Source organism: Kribbella sp. NPDC049174, from assembly GCF_043197365.1.
Lineage (GTDB): Bacteria > Actinomycetota > Actinomycetes > Propionibacteriales > Kribbellaceae > Kribbella.
Map to the genome: position 1 here is coordinate 925129 of NZ_JBICSZ010000003.1, position 16132 is coordinate 941260.

14 protein-coding genes and 1 tRNA gene are annotated in these 16132 nt (G+C 69.2%); 5 read left to right on the forward strand and 10 right to left on the reverse strand.

Annotated features, from left to right (window positions below; translation table 11 throughout):
- The first annotated feature begins 23 nt into the window (after nt 1-23).
- Nucleotides 24-251: a hypothetical protein gene (locus ACGFIF_RS21825; RefSeq protein ID WP_393156731.1), complete on the forward strand. Its 228-nt coding sequence runs from the start codon at nt 24-26 to the stop codon at nt 249-251.
- A gap of 134 nt (nt 252-385) precedes the next feature.
- Nucleotides 386-1915 (forward strand): hypothetical protein, encoded by a 1530-nt coding sequence (locus ACGFIF_RS21830; protein ID WP_393156732.1) that lies wholly within the window; start codon nt 386-388, stop codon nt 1913-1915.
- Here the strand turns inward: ACGFIF_RS21830 and dcd are convergent.
- Together dcd and ACGFIF_RS21840 are read right to left on the reverse strand one after the other, a co-directional pair.
- Nucleotides 1912-2487 (reverse strand): dCTP deaminase, encoded by a 576-nt coding sequence (dcd, locus tag ACGFIF_RS21835; protein WP_393156733.1) that lies wholly within the window; start codon nt 2485-2487, stop codon nt 1912-1914. The genes ACGFIF_RS21830 and dcd overlap by 4 nt on opposite strands.
- 215 nt (nt 2488-2702) lie before the next feature.
- Nucleotides 2703-3146 carry a MarR family winged helix-turn-helix transcriptional regulator gene (locus ACGFIF_RS21840; RefSeq protein ID WP_242002341.1) on the reverse strand — a complete coding sequence of 148 codons (444 nt, stop codon included), beginning with the start codon at nt 3144-3146 and terminating at the stop codon, nt 2703-2705.
- A 380-nt stretch (nt 3147-3526) separates the two neighbouring features.
- Here ACGFIF_RS21840 and ACGFIF_RS21845 point away from each other — a divergent pair.
- A tRNA-Gly gene (locus ACGFIF_RS21845) sits at nt 3527-3600 on the forward strand.
- 96 nt (nt 3601-3696) lie between these two features.
- Here ACGFIF_RS21845 and ACGFIF_RS21850 read toward each other — a convergent pair.
- Together ACGFIF_RS21850 and ACGFIF_RS21855 are read right to left on the reverse strand one after the other, a co-directional pair.
- Nucleotides 3697-4416, reverse strand: a complete 720-nt coding sequence (locus ACGFIF_RS21850; RefSeq protein ID WP_393156735.1) for a phosphatase PAP2 family protein — start codon at nt 4414-4416, stop codon at nt 3697-3699.
- 69 nt (nt 4417-4485) lie between these two features.
- Nucleotides 4486-5085, reverse strand: coding sequence for a TetR/AcrR family transcriptional regulator (locus ACGFIF_RS21855; RefSeq protein ID WP_393156736.1), 600 nt, complete (start codon nt 5083-5085; stop codon nt 4486-4488).
- 181 nt (nt 5086-5266) lie between these two features.
- On the opposite strand from ACGFIF_RS21855, the gene ACGFIF_RS21860 reads away from it, so the two are divergent.
- Together ACGFIF_RS21860 and ACGFIF_RS21865 are read left to right on the forward strand one after the other, a co-directional pair.
- Nucleotides 5267-7252, forward strand: a complete 1986-nt coding sequence (locus ACGFIF_RS21860) for a hypothetical protein (protein WP_393156737.1) — start codon at nt 5267-5269, stop codon at nt 7250-7252.
- Between the two features lie 81 nt (nt 7253-7333).
- On the forward strand, nt 7334-9853 hold the full coding sequence (locus ACGFIF_RS21865) for a polysaccharide lyase family 8 super-sandwich domain-containing protein (protein ID WP_393156738.1): 2520 nt from the start codon (nt 7334-7336) through the stop codon (nt 9851-9853).
- Here ACGFIF_RS21865 and ACGFIF_RS21870 read toward each other — a convergent pair.
- Genes ACGFIF_RS21870 through ACGFIF_RS21895 form a run of 6 tightly spaced genes read right to left on the reverse strand, consistent with a single transcriptional unit; the run spans nt 9831 to nt 16132 of the window.
- Nucleotides 9831-10307: a MarR family winged helix-turn-helix transcriptional regulator gene (locus ACGFIF_RS21870; RefSeq protein WP_393156739.1), complete on the reverse strand. Its 477-nt coding sequence runs from the start codon at nt 10305-10307 to the stop codon at nt 9831-9833. The genes ACGFIF_RS21865 and ACGFIF_RS21870 overlap by 23 nt on opposite strands.
- Complete coding sequence (locus ACGFIF_RS21875) at nt 10307-12094, reverse strand: MFS transporter (RefSeq protein ID WP_393156741.1); 1788 nt, start codon at nt 12092-12094, stop codon at nt 10307-10309. Before ACGFIF_RS21875 ends, ACGFIF_RS21870 begins: the two co-directional genes overlap by 1 nt.
- The gene (locus ACGFIF_RS21880; protein ID WP_393156742.1) at nt 12091-13116 is read right to left on the reverse strand and encodes a MerR family transcriptional regulator; all 1026 of its coding nucleotides are present in this window, start codon (nt 13114-13116) and stop codon (nt 12091-12093) included. Before ACGFIF_RS21880 ends, ACGFIF_RS21875 begins: the two co-directional genes overlap by 4 nt.
- Before the next feature lie 33 nt (nt 13117-13149).
- Entirely contained in the window at nt 13150-13668 is a 519-nt protein-coding gene (locus ACGFIF_RS21885) for an AAA family ATPase (protein ID WP_393156743.1), read from the reverse strand.
- A 15-nt stretch (nt 13669-13683) separates the two neighbouring features.
- Complete coding sequence (locus tag ACGFIF_RS21890; RefSeq protein ID WP_393156744.1) at nt 13684-14838, reverse strand: anhydro-N-acetylmuramic acid kinase; 1155 nt, start codon at nt 14836-14838, stop codon at nt 13684-13686.
- A gap of 1 nt (nt 14839) precedes the next feature.
- Entirely contained in the window at nt 14840-16132 is a 1293-nt protein-coding gene (locus tag ACGFIF_RS21895; protein WP_393156745.1) for an MFS transporter, read from the reverse strand.

The window sequence follows — 16132 nt, forward strand, 5'->3', positions numbered from 1 at the left end:
ACAACTGTGAGGGGAGCAAGGACATGATCACCGAACACCAAGAGGTAGCGCGCTATCGCGTCGCCGAGAGGATCCGGATCGCCGAGGCCCGGGCCCGGCGCCAGGAGGTCCGGGAGGCCCTGAAGGTCGACCGCGTCAGCGCTCCGCGCCACGAGCTTGCCGTCGTACTGCGCCGGCTGGCCGACCGGCTCGAGCCGCAGCCGCGGAACCGGCGCCCCGGGCTCTCCGTCGTACGCTCGCAGGCCCGGTGATGGGGTCTGTGAACAGCGCGGCGGCCTCCGTCTGCAACTTGCTGCAGCGGCTGGGACTGGTGACGGTGAGGACCCGGAGTCACTGCTAGCGTTCAGGCGATCATTCCGGGTCGACCTGGGGAGAGTAACCAACGATGCTGCGTCCGACGGCCGCCAAAGCAGTCGCCACCGCCGCCACCGCCCTCGTCCTGCTGACCGCCTGTGGCGGGTCCGACGACAAGAGCTCCGACGCAGGAGCCCAGGGCGGCGGCGAGACACCCGCCGGCACCCCGTCGACACCATCGGTCGCCTCGTTCGACCCACCCAAGACCTTCGTCACCAGCTCCGCCTTCGGCGTCGCGCCGACCAAGAAGGACAACCAGTACACCTTCACCGCGGGGATGGTCGGCCAGACCACCCTGATCGCGGGTCTGGAAGGCATCAGCGGGCGCAACATCGCCGCCCAGGGCAAGGCCTGGTTCTACCCCGCCACCGAGCTGGACACCACCGAGACGCTGGACCTCAGCGCGCCGATGGGTGTCCAGGTGGACGGCAAGGACGTCGTCGCGATCGCCTATACCCAGACCGACAAGGGCAACGGCACCCAGAAGGCCAAGGGCCAGGTCGTGTTCCAGTGGATCGACGCCGCCGAGGGCACGAAGGTCGCCGAAGTGATCGCGGACCTCACGCCGGCCCTCGGGCCCGGCGCCGGCGCTGACGACGTGGTGAGTCAGGCGTACGACGCCACCACCGGGCAGATCGCGTTGGGTGTCTCGCCGTACAACGGCCCCAAGAACTCCGAGGCCTTCACCGTTTACGCCGACCCGAAGACCCAGAAGTCGAGCGTCATCCCGGACGTCACCCCGGCGGGGGTGCTGAACGGCGTCGTCGTCGGCGCCAAGGGCGGCAACCAGGAAGGCGCCAACGACGGCACGATCGTGGTCGCCGACGGCGCCACCGGCAAGATCAGCAAGCAGACTCCGGTCAAGCAGGACTACCTGTTCCCGGCGAGCAACGGCGGCACCAAGCGCGCCTACCTGTCAGGTCACTCCTACGTGAAGGCGAAGCCGGGGACATACGACGGCACGTACAACAACGTCCTGTACTCCGTCGACATCGCGACCGGCGTCGTCGTACCGACCAAGTCGCCGTTCGCCGCTGACTCGATGAACTACACCTGCCTGGGTGACCGGGCCAACGCGGTCGTGTGCACGGGCAAGGACAACATGGCGAAGGAAGAGATCCTCGGCCTGGACGACTCGACCGGCAAGAAGACCTGGGGCTACTCCAAGGAGTCGGCGAGCCGGATCATCCCGGACGTCACCGCGGCCTTCCACGGCATCATCTACGCGCAGGCCGAGGTCCAGCCGGTGCTGATGGACGCCGCCACCGGCAACGATGTGAAGAGCGGCCCGTCGGACAGCGCCACCCCCACCGAGGGCTCGACCCCGTCCGACGGCTCGTCGCCGAGCGAAGGTTCGTCGCCGTCCGAGGGTTCGTCGCCGTCGACCGGCTCGACGTCGCAGGGTGCCGACCCGGGCAGTGCGAACGGTTCGGACATGTCCCTGTTCAACGGCAAGATGAAGTCGCCGGTCGCCGTGACCCAGTACGGCGGCAGCTACCTGCAGAGCACGATGGGCAGCAGCTTCTACACGATCCTGATCGCGCTGACGCCGACCGCCTAGATGTCGGTGCGGTGGAAGTTCTTGTACGAGCGGGACGGCGTCGGGCCGCGCTGGCCCTGGTAGCGGGAGCCGCACTTCGCCGAGCCGTACGGGTGCTCGGCCGGCGACGACAGCCGGAAGAAGCACAGCTGGCCGATCTTCATCCCGGGCCAGAGCTTGATCGGCAGCGTTGCCACGTTGGACAGCTCCAGCGTCACGTGGCCGGAGAAGCCGGGGTCGATGAACCCGGCGGTGGAGTGGGTGAGCAACCCGAGCCGGCCCAGCGAGGACTTGCCCTCCAGCCGCGCCGCCACGTCGTCGGGCAGCGTCACCAGCTCGTACGTCGACCCGAGCACGAACTCGCCCGGGTGCAGGATGAACGGCTCCTCCCCCTCCGGTTCGACCATCCGGGTCAGGTCGGGCTGTTCCTCGGCCGGGTCGATGTGCGGGTATCGGTGGTTCTCGAACACCCGGAAGAACCGGTCCAGCCGTACGTCGACACTCGACGGCTGCACCATCGCAGCATCGAACGGATCCAGCTGGACCCGCTTCGCGTCGAGCTCGGCCAAGATGTCACGGTCGGAGAGCAGCACGGTCGCACGTTAGCAGCGTGCCGCTCGTCCGCCCAGTTTCAGCCCCCAATCGGGGCCCGGCGCCCGGTGACCGATCGTCCGGAGCCCTCAGCTCCCCGGCGAGACCACGTCCCCGGGCTTCCCCGAGTTTCTTCCAGCAGTGTCCGGCCGCCCTGCCCCGATCATCCGGCGCCGTTGCGGCGCACCGGCCAACTCGGGGCCTGAGGCAACGAACCCTAGTCGGACAGCTTGTTGAAGCGCGACACCTGGGTGGCGAAGGTCTTCACCTGCGCCGGCGACCAGTCCTTGAGCAGGTCCTCGATCACCTTGTGCCGCTTCTTCCGGGCCGCCGCAAGCTTGCGCTTGCCCGCCGCGGTCAGCGTCAGCAGGGTCGCCCGGGCGTCCGACTTGTCGGCCGCACGCTTCAGCAGACCCTCTTCCTCCAGCCGCGCGCAGGCCCGGCTGACCGGACCCTTGTCCACCTCGAGAGCTGCCACCAGGTCGGCCATCCGCACCGGCGCCAGTTCCTCGACGTGGTTCAGCAACGCGTACTGCGCCGGCTCCAGATCCGGATGCGCCTCGTCGGACAGCGTCCGCTGCAGACCACGCAGCCGGCGCGCCAACGTGACGAGCTCCTTCTCCAGGTTGTCCAGCGCGTCACTCGTGTCTGTTGCCACCATTCACCCCTTCATCCAGTTGCCCCGCAACCATCTTGTCCGGTCCCGGCGAGGACCGCATCCTCACGTTGCGTCGAATGTTGCCCCCGGCAACGCGTTCTAATCTGCCAGAAGATGCCGAACCTGCCCAGTCCTGGGCGTGCCCTTTGTGGAAAACTGCCCAAGAACCCCCCGCGCAAACCGCCCCACACCCCCTTTTCGATGCATCCGGCATCGGTCCGCAGTGCGCACCGTTCGTCCGTCGGCGCGCGCCGGACTACTCACCTGGTGCACAAGCTCGAGACATCGGCTCCGATCGCCCGCGGCGCGCCGGACCCACCGTGGCCCGGACCCCACCCATCGGCTATGCTCTTCTCCGCCTGCTGGTCCCACCGCCAGGCACTGCGGGTGTAGTTCAATGGCAGAACATCAGCTTCCCAAGCTGACAGTGCGGGTTCGATTCCCGTCACCCGCTCCATTTGTCAGGACATGACAAGGCCCAGGCCGACGGCCTGGGCTTTTCGTTTTGTTGCCTCGACACCCTTCTTTCCGACAATCCGGGTTTTCGGGTGGATCAAACGGTTGACCTAAGCAAGAGGTCGGCGTCGATCCGGCGACCTCTGGTCAGCAAGCCGACGGCTTTCGCCGCGAGTGGGTTGGCGATCAGGAGGATCGCGGCGACGAGGGATGCACCGAGGGCGGCGCCGGCGACGACGTCGTGCGGGTAGTGGACGCCGGCTGCGACTCGCGCCAGCACGACCGCGGCCGCGAGGGGCAACGCGACCGTGGCCAGCCGAGGGCGCAGCAACGCGATGCCGACAGCTAGGCCGGCCGCGAGTGTGGCGTGGTTGCTGGGGAAGGACCAGTCGCCGATCGCCGGGCAGTGGGCGATCAGTTCGGCGCCGGAGACCGCGCGGCAGGGACGTTCCTCGTCGACCACCAACTTCAGCGCCTCACTCATGCCATAGGCGGCCGCAGTCCCGACACCAGTCAGCAGTACGCCGGCCAGGGTCCGGGCATCGCGACAACGCAGAGCGGTCCATACCAACAGCAGACCCAGCACTAGCAGCAGCCCGTCGCCCGCGACGTCGACCACCGAGCCCACCCACGACGGCGCATCAGCCACCGCCTCATTCACCGCCCGGAACACCGATGCCGACTCACCGCTCGTCACACGCACCGGCACGGTCGTGCCCAACCCACCCGGATAGAGCAGCAGAACGACGACCGCTCCCGCGATCAGTACGCCGATCGAACCCAGTGCCCGACGGACCCCGTCGTACCTCGTAGTCATTCTCCCAACACTACGAGCGACGACAAGACGGCACAGTGACCCAAAGTCCTGCCCCACCCCTGACGATCGTCAGGTCGTTGCCCGAGGCACCTTGTACGGCGCGAGCATCAGGTCGAGCTGCTCGGTCAGGAATTCGGTGAGCGAACCCCAGCCGTTCACGGCCCAGACCTGGAGGGCGCCGTTGAAACAGACCAGGGTGTGCCGGGCGAGAGCCGGTACGTCGGTGTGCGGCAGCAGCTCACCCGCGTCCTGGGCCGCCCGGTAGAGCCGGGCGCAGCTGTCGACAATGGCGGCGGAGTGGGCCACCGCATGCTGGCGGAGCTCGGGATCGGTCACGTCGAGCTGGAGGAACCCGAGACCGTTGCCGAGTTCCTCGCGCTGCTTGATATGAGCAACGGCCGACAGCGCGAAGTCGCGAAGCGTCGCCAGCGGCGAGGTGTTCCGCGTCTCGGCCTCCTCGACCGCCCGGAGCACCAGCAGCGGCGCCTGGGCCGCTGACGCCAGCAGCAGACCGCGCTTGTTGCCGAACCGCTGCATCAGCGTCGGCGGGGCCAGCCCGACCCGCGCGCCGACCGCGGCCAACGTCAGTTTCGCCGGCCCCAACTCGGCCAGAACCTGCCTGGTCGCGGCCAGGATCGCGTCGTCGCCGACGAGCCGCGGCCGGGCCATCGCAGCACCTCCGAGTTTGCGAATCGCCATTCGTTAATTCATGGAACAGTAACAGATCCTTGTTCGCTCAGTTATTCACAGCAACGGGTGAACTACGGGGCGCAACAGGGCCGCCGTGGGGGTGCCCGTTGCCCGGTCCACCCGCCGCGGCCCGGGCTCGTCGTACCAACGGGAGCTCTTCATGCGTTTCGCCCGCACCGCCCTGGGCCTGCTGCTGACGCTGGCCGGCCTGGTGGTCACCCTCGCCGGAGCGGTCGCCGCCTTCTGGCTGGTCGGCCCGGACAACACCATCAGCACCGGCAGCCGCCAGTTCACCAGCCAGGGACTGGCCGTCATCACCGCGCCCCACCTGCTCGACCGGCACGGACCGACCCTGCATGTCACCGCGACCGGCGACAGACCGCTCTTCGTCGGCGTCGGGCAGGACCTGGACGTCGCGAACTACCTGGCCGGTACGGCGCACACGCGGCTGATCCGGTTCGACCCGCCGGCGACGTACGGCACGCAGGAGATGCGCGGCCGCAGCCCCAAGCTGACGCCGCCCGGCGAGCTCGACTGGTGGGTCGCGCAGGCCGGCGGGTCCGCCCGGCAGTCCGTCGCCTGGCCGATCCAGGACGGCCGGTACGACGTCGTCGTGATGAACGCGGACGGGACGCCGGCCGTCGGCGCCGACGTACGGTTCGGCGTCGAGGTCGACCGCGCGTTCGGGATCTGCCTGCTGGTGCTGGGCGCCGGCATCGTGGTGCTCACCGTCGGCCTGATGCTGACCTTCCGCCGCCGGGCAAGAGAAGCCCCAGCCGCCCCGGCAGCCGCCCCCTCCCGAATCACCCCGACCCCCGTCGCTCCAGTGACTCCTGCATTCGGTGGCCCGAGTCCGTTCGCCCCGGCCGCGGCGGAGGCTGCCCCGGCCTACCGGGCGCCGGCGGTCAACCCCGCCGAGCAGCGGGAGTCGATCACCACGGCGCCGATGCTGATGTCACCCGTCGCGGTGGCGAAGGCGAAGTCCCCGGCCTTCCTGATCGCCGTCGGCGCGGTCGCCGACGAGGAGCCCGGCTACGACGAAGCGACGTACGCAGAAGCACCGCCTGTCGAGGACGCTGCGCCCGTGCGGCTGCGCGTGGTCGAGCCGGAGACCGTGAGCCTCGAGGAGTCACCGGAGTTCGAGCGCAGCGACGAGGCCGTGCGGAAGACCGCGGCCCTGCTCGCCAGCGGCGCTTTGTTGCTTACGACAACGAGTTGCGGCCTGCTGCCGGCCAAGAACAGCGAGGCCGCGCCCGAGACCCGGCCGGCCGTCACCCTGGCCGACGCGCAGGCCGTCGTGCAGCGGTACAACCAGCTCAACAACCAGGCGAACCAGGCCCGCGACGCCAAGGTGGCCGAGACCATCGAGGCGGACCCGACGCTGGCCCAGACCCGGGCCGGCTACCTGATCGGGCGCAAACTCGACGCGGCCGGCAAGGACCGGAGCAAGCCGTTCACCTTCACCGAGCCGCAGATCGGCGCCCCGGAGTTCGGGTCGTACCCGATGCGGTTCGTGGTCAGCTCCGGCATCTCGACCGATCCCGGCAGCCGCCAGCTCGGCGTCTGGCAGCGGCAGAGCGCCGGCACGCCGTGGCTGCTGACGAACACGGTCTACCCGCTGAAGTCGGTGAAGCTCCCGTCGATGGAGGGCTTGCGGACGCCGACCCAGGCCGACCTGGACGCGCTCTACAGCCTGCCGTCGTCGGCCGCGACCAACCTCGCGGCGTTCCTGTCCGAGGGCGCGACGTCGGCCAAGGCCAAGCTGTTCGTCCCCTCCCCCGGTACGACGACTCTGCTGGAGCGGCGGGCCAAGGCGAAGGTCGCGGACACCAAGGAGACGTACATCGCGAGCGTCGCCGACACCTTCAAGCCGTCCGGCGAGCCGCTCACCTTCATCACGTCGACCGGCGAGGCCCTGGTCTTCCTCACCCTCACCGAGCAGTACCTGCAGCGGGTCGAGCCGGGCTCGAACGCCTACTGGACCAGCGGCGAGGCGACCGCGTTCAGCAGCATGGTCAAGTACACCCAGACCCTGCACCAGGACTACCTCTACCAGGCCGCCATGGTCATCCCGACCAAGGCCACCGGCGGCACCATCCGCCTCCTGTCCATCGACGGCCAGCTAGTAGGCGCCGGCGGCTCCTAACACCAGCAAGCGGTTGCCGAAGGATAGTTCCGGCTGGTTGACTCCCAGGGTGAGGATTTTCCCATCCGCCTGGGAGTACTTGTGCACATCACCCGCCGCCGCCTGCTGTCGTTCGTGCCCGCCACCGCATTACTGACCGCGGTGAACCCTGCCCCCACCGCCCGCGCCGCGGGCGCCATCGCGACCACCACTGCCGACGCGAGCCAGTTGCTCGCCAACGCGGTCGCGATCTACGCCGGTACGCCGGAGTCGAATGCCCGCCCCCACGTCGCCGCCAAACTGGCCGCTCTCGACGCGACCGCCCGGACCTGGCTGACCGCGATGGACAACGCCGGAGCCGGTGAGCTCTTCGCCGGGGTGGCCCTCGGCACCAGCGATCCGAACCTCAACGCGTCGTACCAGCACCTCTACGAGATCGCGCTGGCGACCAAGCGTCCCGGCCCGGCCTCGGATCTGCAGGGCAACGAGCAGGTCCGCGCCCGGGTCGCCGAGAAGCTCGTCTGGTTGCACGAGAACTACTACGGTGACCAGTCGAAGGGGTACTACGGCAACTGGTTCAACTGGGAGATCGGCATCTCGACCCACGTGTCGAAGACGCTCGCTCTCCTCGACGCGCCGGCCGCGCTGGTGGCGCGGTACGTCCCCTCGATGGACGCCTACCTGCGCAACGGCAAGGACGGCGACGTCGACCTGGACTCGCGCTTCCACACCGGCGCCAACCTCGTCGACATCACCGCCAACCGGGTGCTGCAGGGGGCGTTGATGGGTGACGACGCACGGATCCGCAAGGCGCTGCAGGACCAGTTCACCGTGTTCGCGACGATCGACCCGTACAACCTCCAGCACGGTGTCACCGACGGGTACTACGCCGACGGCTCGTTCATCCAGCACTCGTCCGTCGCGTACACCGGCTCGTACGGGAAGGGCCTGCTCAGCCGGGTCGTCCAGACCATCAAGGTGCTCGCCGGGACGGAGTACGCGCAGAGCGACGATCTCGTCGGCGTGGTCCAGGGATGGGTCGAGCACGGGTTCGCACCGCTGATCTTCGAGGGCTGGATGATGGAGATCGTCAAGGGCCGGGCAGTCTCCCGGACCACCACCGGGTACGCCGACGTGGCGGTCGTGGTGGAGGCGATCGTCGACCTGGCCGACTACGCGACCGGCGACGACGCGGCGCGGCTCAAGTCGTTCGCGAAGTTCACCGCCCAGCCGACGATCAACCCGAACAGCTTCGTCTCCCCGGTCAGCATCGCCCGGTTCGCCGACATCACGGCCGATCCCGCGATCGTGCCGGCCGATCTCAACCCGGCCGCGAGTACGACGGCGTTCAACGCGATGGACCGGACCGTGCACCGGCGGCCCGGGTTCGCGTTCGCGCTGGCCCGCAACTCGGACCGGATCAGCAAGTACGAGTACATGAGCGGCGAGAACCTGCTCCCCTGGTTCCAGGGCGACGGCGCGCACTACCTCTACCTCGCCGGTCAGGACCAGACCCTGTCGTACGGCGTCGACTACTTCACGACCGTGTCGCCGTACGCGCTGGGCGGTGTGACCGCGCCGGTCGAGGTCCGCAAGTCGATCCCGGAGCTGTACGGGACGGCGTACTACGACAACCCGGATCACCCGCTGAACTTCACGCCCTCGAGTGAGTCGCAGAACACCTACGTCTACTTTCCGACCGGGACCAACCCGCATTCCGGCGGCGCGACGCTCGGTGCGTACGGCGCGGTCGGTTGGGTCCAGTCGAGTGACTTCGCCTACGCGTCGCGCGACATCCTCCCCGACGATTTCGTCGTCTACCGCAATGCGGAGGCGACCAAGTCGTGGTTCATGCTCGACGACGGGATCGTCGTGCTGGCCGCCGGCGTCGGTGACGACACCCGGGCAGTAACGACGACACTCGACACCCGGATCGCGGCTCCCGGTGATGCCGTCGCGATCACCGGCGTACGACGGGATGGCAGCGCCTGGAGCGGGACGGGTACGACGGACCCGCGGTGGCTGCGGTACGCGAACGGCGGGGTGTCGCTCGGCTACTACTTCCTACAGCCGAGTCAGGTCTCGGTGGAGCTGCAGCAGGTGACGCGGAGCCGCCGGGTGGTGCGGACCGCGAACCCGGACACCGCGGTGACCAAGCAGGTCTTCGGGTTGACCGTCGCGCAACCGGCCGGGTCCAAGCGGTCGCTCGCCTACGCATTGGTGCCTAATGCAACAGAATCCGGTCTGCGGTCCTACCAGCACGGGCGAGTGGCGGTGCTCTCGAACACCCCCCGGTTGCAGGCGATCCATCACCTCGGGCTCGGGTTGACCGGCGCCAACAGCTTCGGACCCGGTCAGCACAATCTGCCCGGTCTGTCCATCGACGGGCCGGGATCGGTGCTGCTGCAACGGCATCGGGACCGCACGATCACGGTCTCCGCATCCGACCCGACCACGGCACGCGACACGATCACGGTGAACCTGTGGGCGCAGTACCTGCGGCCGGCCTCAACGGAACCCGGCGTACAGGTGGTGCGGACCGTGACCGGGACGCGGCTGACCTTCACCACTCACCACACGTACGGGCGGAGCCTGACGGTCAAGCTTCTTCCAGCCTGGTGATCAGGGCCTGCATGGTGGCGAGTGTCGTCCGCAGCTCGTCGAGGTCGAGGTCCGCGCTCAACTTCTCGGCGAACGGGTGCTGGGCGACGGAGATCTGCCGGATCGCCCAGTAGCCGGCCTCGGTACAGGCGAGCAGTTTGGCGCGGCGGTGGGCCGGGTTCGGCCGGTACTCGGCCAGGCCGCGGTCGACCAGCAGGTCGGCGATCCGCTGCACGCCCTGCCGGCTGACGCCCATGATCCGCCCGACATCGGCCACCGACCGCGGCTCGTCCAGGACGCCGCCGAGGACCTGCCACCACGCGGCGGTCAGCCCGCCGTGGGCGGCGAGGTCCTGGGCGGCCTCCATCAGCCGGGCGTTCAGCCGGAAGGTGGCGAGGATGACGTCGGTCACCAGCACACCACCTTCCGGCAGCGGATCCGGCTGCGGCCAGTCCTTGCGCGGAGGAACAGTCATCAGCCGACGAGCGCCGGGTAGGCGGACGGATCGGCGCGATGGAACACGCCTTCGTACGCGTCCAGCTTCTCGTCCGATGCGAGCCCGAGCCGCTGGAGCGTCGCCCGGGCGAACTGCACCGGCGAGTCCGGACCGGCCGTGATCAGGTCGCCGTCGACCACGGCGCGCTCGTCCACGTAGTTGTCCCCGCCCTGGTAGCCGGTGGCCAGCAGATACTCCTTCACCGCGCTGGTGTGCTTGCGGTCGTCGAGCAGACCAGCGCGAGCCAGCCCGGCCGTCGCCCCGCAGATCGCCGCGACCGGTACGCCGGCCTCGAGGAACCGCTGCGCCACCTTCGTGAACGCCTCCCCTTGACCTTCGTCCCACAGCGCCGACCCGGCCAGCACCAGCAGGTCGCCGTTCTCGGGCTCGACATCGGCCAGCACCAGGTCCGGCACGACCCGCAACCCACCCATCGTCGTCACCGGCTCGGCCGACTCGGCCACCGTCACGATGGTCCACTGCTCACCGGTGAACCGCCCGGTCCGCAACTCGACCAGCAGATGCCCGACCTCCCAGTCCGCCCACGTCTCGTACACGCCCACATAAGCTGTCTTGTTCATAGACAACATACTGTCATTTCGACAACATGTTGTCAATGGTTCGAGCCGGACGAGGGCCAGACCGGCGATGGCAGTCGACCCGGCACACAGGATGAGCGCAGGCCGGATCTCCAGGGCCGCCAGGAGATTGGTTGAGGCGATCAGCGGGATCGTCTGAGCCAACGACAGCAGCGACTGCAGCCTGGTCAGGTGCGAGCGCGGCGAACTGCGGACGAACAGCGGGGCCAGGTGAGAGGTGAACAGCCCGACGCCGATGCCCTGGATGAGCGCGGCGCCGGTCGCCGCCCACGCGGCGGGTGACAGGGCGATGCCGGTGATCCCTAGGGCCGCGAGCAGACAGCCGAGGCCGCCGGCCAGCCCGGAGCGCTCGAAGGTCCCGAAGCGCGCGACCAGCAAGGTCACGAGCAGCCCGCCGGCAACAACCGCTCCGACGATGAGGGCGGTCTGGGAAGCGGCCCAGCCGTGGGTCCGGGCCAGCAGCGGCACGCACAACGACGTCACCGGCAGCACGAACGCCGCGACCAACGCGACCACGAGCAGCACGACCCGCAGTACCGGATCCGCCCAGGCCACCCGGATCCCGTCCATCGCGTCCCGTGCCACCGACTTCCGGTCCAGCCGGGGCTTCACGTCGTACGGCGGCCTGATCGCCAGCAGGACGAGGAACTGGACGGCGAACGTCAGCCCGTCGACCATCAGCGCACCCACCACGCCCGCCGCGGCGACGAGCAGCCCGCCGATCGGGCCACCGGCCAGGCGGACGATCTGGTTGGCCGACGTACTCAGGGCCATCGCCTTCGCCAGCTCGTCATCGGGCACGAACAGCCGCGGCAACGCACCCGCGGCCGGTAGCGCGAACGCGTCGACCGTCCCGATGACAGCCGCCGTCAGGATCAGCAGCCCGGCTGAGGTGCCGGCAAGCCCCACGGCAGCAGCCAGACCGAAACAACAGCCGGAGACGAGGACCGAGCAGACCAGGAGGACACGGCGCGGACCCCAGCGGTCGCCGAGGACGCCACCGAGCAGCAGGAGTACGGCGCGCGGCAGGGTGAACGCGGTCAGCACCAGCCCCGCGACCTGCGGGGCGATCCCGGTTGCCGCCCAGCCGAGCGCGAAGAACAGCGCGCTGTCGCCGAACGCCGAGAGTGTGGATCCTGCCAGCCAGCCGTAGTAGCTGCGGTTCAACCGTCCAGCCGGACAGGCATCACCAGGGTGGTGAACGTGCCCTGGTCGGCCGAGCGGACGACGACCGGCCGGTCCTGAGCGCAGATCTCGAGGAGTACGTCCGGCCCGACACTCGCGTCCAACGCCGCGGCCAGCAGCGACGCGGTGAACCCGATCCTGATCGACCCCGAACCGATCACCTCGAGCTTGACCGAGTCGTCGATCCGCAGCTCAGCCGAATCAATGTCAAAGGCAACAACCTCGCGGCCCTCCAGCGCTGCCCGCAACGCCGCCCGATCCACCACCACCCGGCACTCCGGAGGTGTCAGCCCCTGCAGAATCCCCTGGTACGCCGGATAGTCGCCCGAAGCCACCGTGAGTTCGCGCTCCTGCCCGTCCCGCACGATCACCGCCGTACCCAGCCCGGCCTCGATCCGCACCACGTCACCGGCGGCAACCCACCGGCTCAACCCGCTCAGCTCAGACGCCGGCACCAGCAACCGCGCCGCGGCCCCGCTGAACTCGACCGGTTGCAACGTGCGCATCGACAGCCGGTAGCGGTCGGTCGCCACAAACGTCACCTCGTCGGAGCCGAGCTCGATCAGCACGCACTCCAGCACCGCGAGCTCTCCGGATGTCGCCGCGGCGGGGGTGACCTGGCGGATGGCGCTGGCCAGTTCGGGGCCGCCCAGGACGACCACTGTCCGGTCGGCCGACAGTTGCGTGAGGAGGTGGTCGGCGGCAGCTCGGGCGGCGGCGGTCTTCGCCTCTACCGTCCGCAGGTGAGCACGGACGACCGCCGCGAGCTCGGCCGGCTCCGCGTCGAGAGCGACGCGCACCTCGGCGAGCGGGAGGTCGATCTCACGGAGGTCCCGCAGCAACCGGGCCCGGCGTTCCTGCGAGGGCGCGTAGTACCGGTAGCCGTTGGTCTCGTCGACCGAGGCGGGCGGGAGGACGCCGCAGTCGTCGTAGAAGCGCAACGCACTCGGCGCCAGCCCCACCAGCCGGGCGAACTCGCTGATCGTCAGCCGCGAAGAAGTCATGGCCCGACCCTCAGGCCTGAACCAACTCGAAGGTCAAGTCCGAAGCCGTCCCCACAGACCCAAGGTCTTGCCCAGGCGCTCGCCGCGGATCCAGTCCAGGATGCCCTTGGCGGAGCGCTCCGGTGAGACGTCACCGCGCACCGAGCGGGGCACGAGCTTGCGGAGCTCGGCGGCTTCCGCGAGTGCCTCCTCGATCTGCGACTCCGCCCACCCCCGCCCGGCCAGCCGTTTCCGCCGGACCGCGTCCGGACAGTCCAGATGCAGCCACCGACCCTCGGGCAGCTCGGTCGGCAGCAGCGGCGACAACAGCAGCACCGGGATCCCGGACCGCCGGATCAGCTCGGTGATCCGCAACCACAACGCGTTGTACGCCGGCCAGATCGACGCCGCGGTCGGACTCGCGATGCTGATCCCGAGCAACCGTCCGTGATCGTCCAGCAACTCGTCCATGTCCATCACGACCATGTTCCCCGGACTGAGCCGTACCAGTTCCGGCACGACCGTCGACTTCCCGGAACCGGGCGCACCCGTCACCACGAAGAGCCTCGTCACAGAGACAAGTGTCGGTCACTCGATCACGAGACTCACCGGAGGTCGCGCGTCGCCTCCGGCAACCGGCAATCCGGCAGCCCCGGGGGTGATCGATCCGAGCACACTCGAGTGCCGCGCGCCCGTGCAACTCGGCACCGTCCCACCGAGCCCGTTCACGGTCAGAAACCCGAGTACGGCGAACGCGTACGCCTCCTTGGCCGCCGACGGCAACCCCAGTTCGTCGGTACTGCGCAGTGGCACCGTCCCGAGCTCTGACGCCAGCTGATTCATCAGCACCGGGTTGCGGATGCCCCCACCGGACGCGATCACCTCGGTCCCGCCGTACCGCCGTACCGCATCGGCAACGGTCCGGGCGGTCAAGGTCGTCACCGTCGCCACCAGGTCGTCGGCGGGGATCTCCGACAGGCCCTCCAGCGCCCGGGCGAGGTAGGCGAGGTTGAACAGCTCCTTGCCCGTGCTCTTGGGCGCCGACCGGCCGTAGTACGGCTCCGCCAGCAACCGCTCGAGCAGCTCCCCGTGCACTCGCCCGCGCCCGGCCATCGCCCCGTCCGCGTCGAACGCCCGGCCGGTCAGCTCGGTCACTACCGCGTCGATCAGCGCGTTCGCCGGCCCGGTGTCGAAGGCGACCGGCTCGCCGTGCACCACAGTGATGTTCGCGATCCCACCGAGGTTCAGCGCGATCGGTACGCCGGGCCGCCCGCGCAACCACAGCACGTCGAGGATGCTCACCAGCGGCGCACCCTGCCCACCCGCCGTGACGTCGCGAGCCCGCAGGTCCGACACCACCGTCGTCCCCGTCGCCTCCGCGATCCAGGCCGGCTGCCCAAGCTGCAACGTCCCCCGAACGGTCCCGCCGTCGACCCAGTGGAACACCGTCTGACCGTGCGACACGATCAGATCGGCGGACCCACCGCACAGCTGCTCGACCGCCTGCCGCGCCACCTCGGCGAACGCCTGCCCGATCCCGGTGTCCAGCCGGCACACCTGCTCCATCGACGTACTTGCCGGCGGCAACGACCCGGCCAGCGCATCACGAACCGCGGAAGTATAGGGCTGACTCAGCAGACCGAGCGGCGTCAGCACCAGCCGATCCCCGTCCAGCCGCAGGTCCGCCGCGGCGGCGTCGATGGCGTCGTACGACGTCCCGGACATCAGGCCGATGACTCGCATATCAGTCCCGCAACTCCCGTCGATGGTCGTCACCGCGCAATGTCAGCAGCGCGAGCACACTCACCGCGCACGTCACGACAACGTAGTACGCCGGGATGTCGATGTTCTTCGTCCGCTTGATCAACTCGGTGATGATGAGCCCGGCCGAGCCGGAGAACACCGCGTTGGACAGCGAGTACGCCAGCCCGAGGCCGGTGTAGCGGGCCCGGGTCGGGAACATCTCCGCCAGCATCGCCGGCCCTGGACCCGCCATCAGCCCGACCACCAGACCGGCGAAGAACACGGCCGCACCCTTGGCCGCGTTCCCGGCCTCCTTGTCCTGCAGCAGGTTCATCAACGGGAACGCCAGTACGACGACCAGCGCGGCGCCGGCCACCATCACCGGCCGGCGCCCGATCCGGTCGCTCAGCCAGCCGGCCGGCATGATCGACGCGGCGAACCCGGCGTTGGCCAGCACGGTCGCGACCAGCGCCTGCTGGAACGTCGCGTTCAGCGTCGCCTGCAGGTACGACGGCATCACCACGAGGAAGGTGTAGCCGGCCGCCGACCAGCCCATCAGCCGCCCGATGCCGAGCGCGATCGCCTTCGCCACCTCGGCCTTGTCCGCCGGTCGCGGCTCTTCCTGCTGGACCCGAGCGAAGTTCGGCGTCTCATCCAGGCGAAGCCGCAACCACAACGCGACCAGACCCAGCGGCAATGCGAGCAGGAACGGCACCCGCCAGCCCCAGTCGGTCAGCGCCTCCTTGCTCAGCACCGTCGCCAGCGTCGCCGCCAGCCCGGCACCCGCGAGCAGCCCGAGTGCGACCGTGAACGACTGCCAAGCGCCGTACAGACCGCGCTTCGTCTTCGGTGCGAACTCGGTCATGATCGACACCGCGCCGCCGAACTCACCCCCCGCCGACAACCCCTGCAGCGCCCGCACCAGCGTCAGCAACCACGGCGCGGCCGCGCCTACGGTCGCGTACGTCGGCAGCAGGCCGATCAGCGTGGTCGACAGGGTCATCAGCAGCAGCACCAGGATCAGCGTCGGGCGCCGGCCGATCCGGTCGCCGACCCGGCCGAACACGGCCGCGCCGATCGGCCGGAAGAAGAAGGCCAGCGCGAACGAGGCGTAGGTCTTGATCAGGCTCTCGGCGTCACTGGTCGACGTACTGCTGAAGAAGTTCGCCGCGATCACGGTCGCGAAGAAGCCGTAGGCCCCGAACTCGTACCACTCGACGAAATTGCCGACCGTGCCCGCGACCAGGGACCGCCGGGTCCGCGCGGTACTGGTGGCCTGATCAACTGTGCTCAT

Coding starts and splice junctions, on each gene's coding strand:
- ACGFIF_RS21825 (WP_393156731.1), top strand. CDS start 24: ATGATCACCGAACACCAAGAGGTAGCGCGCTATCGCGTCGCCGAGAGG.
- ACGFIF_RS21830 (WP_393156732.1), top strand. CDS start 386: ATGCTGCGTCCGACGGCCGCCAAAGCAGTCGCCACCGCCGCCACCGCC.
- ACGFIF_RS21840 (WP_242002341.1), bottom strand. CDS start 3,146: ATGGTGGCAACAGACACGAGTGACGCGCTGGACAACCTGGAGAAGGAG.
- ACGFIF_RS21850 (WP_393156735.1), bottom strand. CDS start 4,416: ATGACTACGAGGTACGACGGGGTCCGTCGGGCACTGGGTTCGATCGGC.
- ACGFIF_RS21855 (WP_393156736.1), bottom strand. CDS start 5,085: ATGGCCCGGCCGCGGCTCGTCGGCGACGACGCGATCCTGGCCGCGACC.
- ACGFIF_RS21860 (WP_393156737.1), top strand. CDS start 5,267: ATGCGTTTCGCCCGCACCGCCCTGGGCCTGCTGCTGACGCTGGCCGGC.
- ACGFIF_RS21870 (WP_393156739.1), bottom strand. CDS start 10,307: ATGACTGTTCCTCCGCGCAAGGACTGGCCGCAGCCGGATCCGCTGCCG.
- ACGFIF_RS21880 (WP_393156742.1), bottom strand. CDS start 13,116: ATGACTTCTTCGCGGCTGACGATCAGCGAGTTCGCCCGGCTGGTGGGG.
- ACGFIF_RS21890 (WP_393156744.1), bottom strand. CDS start 14,838: ATGCGAGTCATCGGCCTGATGTCCGGGACGTCGTACGACGCCATCGAC.
- ACGFIF_RS21895 (WP_393156745.1), bottom strand. CDS start 16,132: ATGAGCACAGTTGATCAGGCCACCAGTACCGCGCGGACCCGGCGGTCC.